Source organism: Sphingomonas sp., from assembly GCF_042091075.1.
In the GTDB taxonomy this organism is placed as follows: domain Bacteria; phylum Pseudomonadota; class Alphaproteobacteria; order Sphingomonadales; family Sphingomonadaceae; genus Sphingomonas.
Map to the genome: position 1 here is coordinate 1 of NZ_JBELIE010000182.1, position 6,278 is coordinate 6,278.

Annotated in this window: 9 protein-coding genes; 6 read left to right on the forward strand and 3 right to left on the reverse strand. The window is 68.0% G+C overall.

Translation table 11 applies throughout. The annotated features are described in order from the left end of the window. The 4 genes from coaBC to ACFDSW_RS14545 form a co-directional block, all read left to right on the forward strand. On the forward strand, positions 1-1,057 hold a 1,057-nt coding region (gene coaBC / locus ACFDSW_RS14530), incomplete at its 5' end, for a bifunctional phosphopantothenoylcysteine decarboxylase/phosphopantothenate--cysteine ligase CoaBC (protein ID WP_375250988.1). A gap of 103 nt (positions 1,058-1,160) precedes the next feature. Then, on the forward strand, positions 1,161-1,607 hold the full coding sequence (dut, locus tag ACFDSW_RS14535; protein WP_375250989.1) for a dUTP diphosphatase: 447 nt from the start codon (positions 1,161-1,163) through the stop codon (positions 1,605-1,607). Beyond that, a complete protein-coding gene (locus ACFDSW_RS14540; RefSeq protein ID WP_375250990.1) occupies positions 1,604-2,047 on the forward strand; it encodes a hypothetical protein in 444 nt (147 codons plus the stop codon). Before dut ends, ACFDSW_RS14540 begins: the two co-directional genes overlap by 4 nt. Next, entirely contained in the window at positions 2,044-2,814 is a 771-nt protein-coding gene (locus tag ACFDSW_RS14545; protein ID WP_375250991.1) for a ThiF family adenylyltransferase, read from the forward strand. The genes ACFDSW_RS14540 and ACFDSW_RS14545 overlap by 4 nt, the downstream gene beginning before the upstream one ends. Before the next feature lie 79 nt (positions 2,815-2,893). Here ACFDSW_RS14545 and galU read toward each other — a convergent pair whose 3' ends face one another. Then, positions 2,894-3,763, reverse strand: a complete 870-nt coding sequence (gene galU, locus ACFDSW_RS14550; RefSeq protein ID WP_375250992.1) for a UTP--glucose-1-phosphate uridylyltransferase GalU — start codon at positions 3,761-3,763, stop codon at positions 2,894-2,896. A 153-nt stretch (positions 3,764-3,916) separates the two neighbouring features. Here galU and ACFDSW_RS14555 point away from each other — a divergent pair, with 153 nt between their 5' ends. After that, complete coding sequence (locus tag ACFDSW_RS14555; RefSeq protein WP_375250993.1) at positions 3,917-4,675, forward strand: metallophosphoesterase family protein; 759 nt, start codon at positions 3,917-3,919, stop codon at positions 4,673-4,675. 128 nt (positions 4,676-4,803) lie between these two features. Continuing rightward, a complete protein-coding gene (locus ACFDSW_RS14560; protein WP_375250994.1) occupies positions 4,804-5,049 on the forward strand; it encodes a hypothetical protein in 246 nt (81 codons plus the stop codon). A 366-nt stretch (positions 5,050-5,415) separates the two neighbouring features. On the opposite strand, the gene ACFDSW_RS14565 is transcribed toward ACFDSW_RS14560, so the two are convergent. Both ACFDSW_RS14565 and rpsU read right to left on the reverse strand, forming a co-directional pair. Continuing rightward, positions 5,416-5,985 carry an FKBP-type peptidyl-prolyl cis-trans isomerase gene (locus ACFDSW_RS14565; RefSeq protein WP_375250995.1) on the reverse strand — a complete coding sequence of 190 codons (570 nt, stop codon included), beginning with the start codon at positions 5,983-5,985 and terminating at the stop codon, positions 5,416-5,418. Positions 5,986-6,117: 132 nt separating this feature from the next. Further along, positions 6,118-6,278 (reverse strand): 30S ribosomal protein S21 (gene rpsU, locus ACFDSW_RS14570; protein ID WP_375250996.1); only part of this gene is annotated, 161 nt, incomplete at its 5' end.

Consider the following 6,278-nt stretch of genomic DNA (forward strand, 5'->3'; position numbering starts at 1 on the left):
CGCCGCGCTGAGCGAGGACAAGGTCTATACCACCTTGAGGGATCTGAAGGACGAGGCGGAGATGGGGCATATCCAGCTCAGCCGGCAGGCCGACCTGATCGTCGTCGCCCCCGCCACCGCCGATCTGCTGGCGCGGATGAGCGCGGGGCTGGCGGACGACCTCGCCACCACGCTGCTGCTCGCCACCGACAAGCCGGTCCTCGCCGCACCCGCCATGAACGTGCGGATGTGGCAGCATGCCGCCACCCGGCGCAACGTCGCACAGCTTCGCGCCGACAATATCGTGGTGATGGAGCCCGACGAGGGGGCGATGGCATGCGGCGAATTCGGTCCCGGCCGCCTGCCCGAACCGGAGGCGATCGTGGCGCGGATCGAATCGCTGCTGTCCGCACCCGCCGAGCGGCGGCCGGCGGGGCCGCTGGAAGGCCGGCACGTGATCGTCACCGCCGGGCCGACGCACGAACCGATCGACCCGGTACGCTATATCGCCAACCGATCGTCGGGGAAGCAGGGGTTCGCGATCGCGGGCGCCCTGGCGGCGCTGGGCGCGCGAGTTTCGCTGGTCGCCGGGCCGGTCGAGCTGAGCGCACCCGCCGGAGTGACCCGGATCGATGTCGAAAGCGCGCAGGACATGGCCAATGCCGTTGCCGCGTCATTGCCCGCCGACGCCGCGGTGATGGTCGCTGCGGTCGCCGACTGGCGGGTCGAGCAGGCGGCCGAGCAGAAGATCAAAAAAGACGGCGGCGCGCTGCCCCCACTTCGGCTGACCGAGAATATCGATATCCTCGCGACGCTGGCGCGCAGCCCGCGCCGCCCGCGCCTGCTGGTCGGCTTCGCCGCCGAAACCGAGCAGGTGATCGAGCACGCATCCGCCAAGCGCGAGCGCAAGGGGGTAGACTGGATTGTTGCGAACGACGTGTCGGGGGACGTGATGGGCGGCGATGCCAACAGCGTCCATCTCATCACCGCCGCCGGCATCGAAAGCTGGGAGCGACTGCCGAAGGATGAGGTGGCGACACGATTGGCGGCGCGGATCGCCAACGCGCTCACCGGGTAATAGCCGGGGGGATCGCCGGGCTTTCCCGCGCCCATCGCACCGCCGATCCCATCCGTGTCGCGCGGCCCTTCAACCACCGCCGCTCCTTCGCTAAAAGGAGGGCATGACCGCATCGATCCGCATCGCCGTCCAGCGTCTGAGCCACGGCGCGGGCCTGCCGCTTCCCGCTTATGCCACCGCCGGGGCGGCGGGCCTGGATGTCGTCGCGGCGGAAGATGTCACGATCGCGCCGGGCGCGCGCCATGCCGTCTCCACCGGCTTCGCGCTGGCGATTCCGTCGGGTTATGAGGTGCAGGTGCGGCCGCGATCCGGGCTGGCGCTGAAACATGGCGTCACCTGTCTCAACACGCCGGGGACGATCGACAGCGACTATCGCGGCGAAGTGAAGGTGATCCTCGCCAACCTGGGCGATGCGCCGTTCGTGGTGACGCGCGGTGACCGGATCGCGCAGTTCGTCCCCGCCCCCGTCCTTGCCGCGACGCTGGAGGAAATATCCGAACTCGATGCGACCGCGCGCGGCGGCGGAGGCTTCGGATCGACGGGATCGTGATGCTGACCGCGCTGATCCTCGCGCAGGCGGTGCTGGCGACGCCCCCTGCGCCCGCATCGCGCCCGGCCGCCTCGGCGCTGCTGCCGCCGAGCGACTGGAGCAGCCTGCCCGCGTTGCCGGTCGCCCGCCGCGCCAATACGTCCCCCGCCCCGAGCGCGTTCGTGCGGGAGGAGGTGACGAGTGGCCGCTGCAAGGCGAATGGCGTCCCCCCGCCGGGCGCGGCTGTGCCGGCCGTTCCGGCATCGGGCACGACGCTGTCGGTCGAACTGGCGGTGCTGGTCAGCAGCAGCGGACAGGTACGTCGCGTCGTGCCCCGCGCCATCGGCTGTGCGGCGGTGGAGCAATATGCCACCGGGCTGGCGCTCAACATGGTCCGCAATCTGCCGACGCTGCCCGATGGCGACGGCTGGTTTCGCACCACGATCGACTTCGCCTGGTGACGCCCTTGTCGCCCGACGAGATGGCGCGATATGCGCGCCACATCGTCCTGCCCGAAATCGGCGGCACCGGGCAGTTGCGGCTGCGACGCGCGCATGCGGTGGTGATCGGGGCCGGCGGGATCGGGTCGCCGGTGATCCAGTATCTCGCCGCCGCGGGCATCGGACGATTGACGCTGATCGATGACGATCGCGTCGATGCCAGCAATCTGCAACGGCAGACGATCTTCGCCACCACCGATATCGGGACGCCGAAAGTGGCCGCCGCCGCGGCGATCGTGACGCGGCTGAACCCGCATGTCGCGGTCGATGCATGCGCCGTGCGTGTCGACCGCGACAATGTGCGCGGCCTGATCGACGGAGCGGATGTGGTGATCGACGGCTGCGACAATTTCGATACCCGGCTGACGGTGGCGGACGCCGCGCTGGCGGCACGGGTGCCGCTCGTCTCCGCCGCCGTGGGGCGTTTCGAGGGGCAGCTCGGCGTCTTTCGCGGCTGGGAGCCATCGCGGCCCTGCTATCGCTGTTTCGTCGGCGACGCGCCCTCGCGCGAGGGCGCGACCTGCGCCGAGGAAGGCGTGATCGGGCCTGTCACCGGCATCCTCGGGAGCTTCGCCGCGCTGGAGGCGATCCGACAGATCGCCCCGTTCGGAGAAGACAGCGCGGGCAAGCTGGTGCTGATCGACCTGCTCGCGCTACGCCTGCGCACCCTGACGCTGCCCAAGGACCCGGGCTGCCCGGCGTGCGGCACGTCCCCGCGCGATCCCTAGCGCCACGCCGGCCCGCGGCCGTTCCTTCGCAAGCCCATGATCATCGGGCGGGCCACCGATCCCGCCCGATATCCGCGCGTCAGCCGAGCCGCTTTTCCGCGAACGCACGCACCGCCGGGCCAATATCCGGCCGCGCCAGCGCAAGCGCCAGGTTCGCCTGGATGAAGCCGGTCTTGTCGCCACAATCGAAGCGCTCGCCGTTGAAGGTGAAGCCGTGGAACGGCTGCTGGCCGATCAGCTTCGCCATCGCGTCGGTCAACTGGATCTCTCCGCCGGCGCCGGTTTCCTTCGCGGCAAGGATCGCCATCACCTCGGGCTGCAGGATATAGCGGCCGGGGATCATCAGGTTCGACGGCGACGTACCCGCCTTCGGCTTCTCGACCAGCGCGGTCACTTCGGTCAGCGCGCCATCGCGCGCGCCGGGCGAGATGATGCCATATTTGTCGGTTTCCTCGGGCGCGACTTCGAGCGCGCCGATGACATTGCCGCCGACCTGCTGATACGCATCGACCATCTGCGCCAGGAAATTGGGCGAGCCGACCATCAATTCGTCGGGCAGCAGCACCGCGAAGGGCTCATCACCGACGATCTCGCGCGCGCACCACACCGCATGACCAAGCCCGAGCGGCTCTTGCTGGCGGACGTAGACGGGCGAACCCGGCTGCTGACGGATATGCTCGATCGCGGCCATGCTCTTGCCCCGCGCGCGCATCGTCGTTTCGAGTTCGAACGACACGTCGAAATGATCCTCCAGCGCGCCCTTGCCGCGCCCGGTGACGAAGATCAGCTGCTCGATTCCGGCTTCCAGCGCTTCCTCGACCGCATATTGGATCAGCGGCTTGTCCACGACCGTCAGCATTTCCTTCGGCATCGCCTTGGTGGCGGGAAGGAAGCGCGTGCCGAGACCGGCGACGGGAAATACGGCCTTGCGTACCGGCTTGATCGACATTCGGGCCCTCCTGTTGGCGGCGGCTGCTTAGCGGCACGTTTATGCGGCGGCAATGACGCGGCGGTGACCGAAACTGTCCACCGTCCCGATTTGGCGACGGTCGGAACGCTTGCGACGGTGCGCGGCAGTGCGTAAGCAGCCGGGCTCAGTACCATGATCCGCAAGCTTTTTCGCACCTCCCGCGCCGATGCCCCCGCAGCCGCCAGCCTCGTAGAGGGGGTGCGCGTCTATGCCATCGGTGACGTCCACGGTTGCCGCGCGGAGCTGGAGCGGCTGTTAGGATTGATCGAGGCGGATGATGCCGAGCGCGGCGGGCCGCCGTCGATGCTGATCTTCCTGGGCGACCTGGTCGATCGCGGCCCCGATTCCGCCGGGGTGATCGAACGACTGCTGCAACTGGCCGGGGAGCGGCCGAACACCCGCTTTCTCAAGGGCAATCATGAGGAAGTGCTGCTGTCCGCGCTCGAAGGCGAGCGACAGGCGTTGCGGCTGTTTTGCCGGGTAGGCGGGCGTGAAACCGCGATCAGCTACGGCATCAGCGGTGAGGATTATGATCGCTACGATTTCGACGAACTGATCGCGCGTTTGGACGAATTGGTGCCCGCGTCGCATCGCGACTTTCTGCGGGCGTTCGAGGATATGATCGAACTGGGCGACTATGCCTTCGTCCATGCCGGCATTCGCCCCGAGATACCGCTCGATCAACAGCGCGGTAGCGATCTGCGCTGGATCCGCGAGACGTTCCTCGATTACCGGCGCCCGCACCCGCGGATCATCGTGCACGGTCACACCATCTCCGAGGAGGTGGATCGCCAGCCCAACCGCATCGGGATCGACACCGGCGCCTATGCCACCGGACGCCTGACCGCGCTCGGACTGGAAGGCAGCGACAGCTGGGTGCTGCACAGCTAGCCCGGCCCCCGCGAACCGCCGGCAAAAGCGTGACATTCAGCGCACAACAGCGAAAAAACGACATCGCCGTATATTGATTTTTAACGTCTCGCGCGTATTGCGTGCTCTGAACGCAAAGGGAGTTTCATATGCGTCTGGCCAAGTACATGCTCGCTGCTGCCGCCACCACGATGGCGGTTGCGCCGGCAATGGCTGCCCCGGTGAATCCGGCGGCTAGCCTTTCGGTTGCCAAGTCGGCTCGCGCCTCGGCGCCGTCGGCGAAGAAGAATGAGCTGGCCGGTGGCGGCGTGATCGTCGCTGTCCTGGCGGCTGCTGCGGTCGTCGCGGGCATCGTCGTCGTTGCCAGCGAAGATTCGGACGCGGACAGCAACTAAGCTGATCGCCCTCCTTATCGGAGAAAAGAAATAGCGGCCTTCGGGCCGCTATTTTTTTCGTGTCGCCCGGATCGAGGCCGAAGGCGCATCTTATTCCCGTCAACACCGATCCACCTTCATGCCGCGGATGCCGGACAGTCGCGAAGGAATGAGAGCGGGGAACGCCCGGGGATCGAGACGCTCTCCCCTCGGCGCCCCGGCATCATTTAATGGCCGGGGTCACGCCACCCGCCAAACACGCGACGATCCCGGCGATAGCTGTAACGATACCCCCGGTTTCGCAACGTTACCCTTGGCGACGGCGCACGCACGACAACGGCGCCGCGGGCTTCCCGCGACGCCGTTGCAGCATATAGCAATCGGTGCTTAACGGCCGCCCGGACCGCCCGGTCCCGACGGCGGGGCGCCCGTGGCGCCGCCCGGCCCGCCTGGCATCGCGCCGCCCATCATGCCCTGCTGCATCTGCAATTGGCGCAGCACCGACTCATTGATGAAGTCCTGCAGTTCGACGTCGAACACCAGCGTCGAATTCGCCGGGATCGGCCCCTTCGCCTCAGCGCCGTACCCCAGTTCCGGCTTGATCCAGAGGCGATAGCGCGCGCCCTTGTGCATCAGCTTCAGGCCCTCCGAGAAGCCGGGCACAACCCCGGCTACCGGAAACGGCGTCGGCTGCTGCGACTTGTCGAAGGTGGTGCCGTCGAGCAGCTTGCCCTCGTAATTGACCAGCGCGACATCGGCATCGGTGGGGCGCGGCCCGGCAACGTCGCCCGGCTTGATCACCTTGTACCGCAGCCCGGACGGCGTGGTCACGATGCCGGTATCGCCCGCACGCGCCAGCGCGACCCCCGCCACCAGCGCGACCAGCAGGCCGACCACCAGCCACATCACATAGGCGCGCTTGACGGGCTGTAGTGGAACGGCGGTCACGGTCGACATGGCTGATTTCCCGAATACTGGAGGCCGGGGTGCGCTAGGCCGGCGGAGCGGCGATCACGTTCGGCAGGAGCGGCGTCCGCCGCGGCGTAGCGCCAGCCCGCATCCCGCGGACGGGCGGTCGCCGCGCCGGCTTTACCGGGCGCCGTCGCGCTCGGCGCGCTTGCGCTCCAGCTTGCGGGCACGACGCACCGCCGCCGCACGCTCCCGCGCGCGCTTTTCCGAGGGCTTCTCGTAGTGACGACGCAGCTTCATCTCGCGATACACACCCTCGCGCTGCAGCTTCTTCTTGAGCG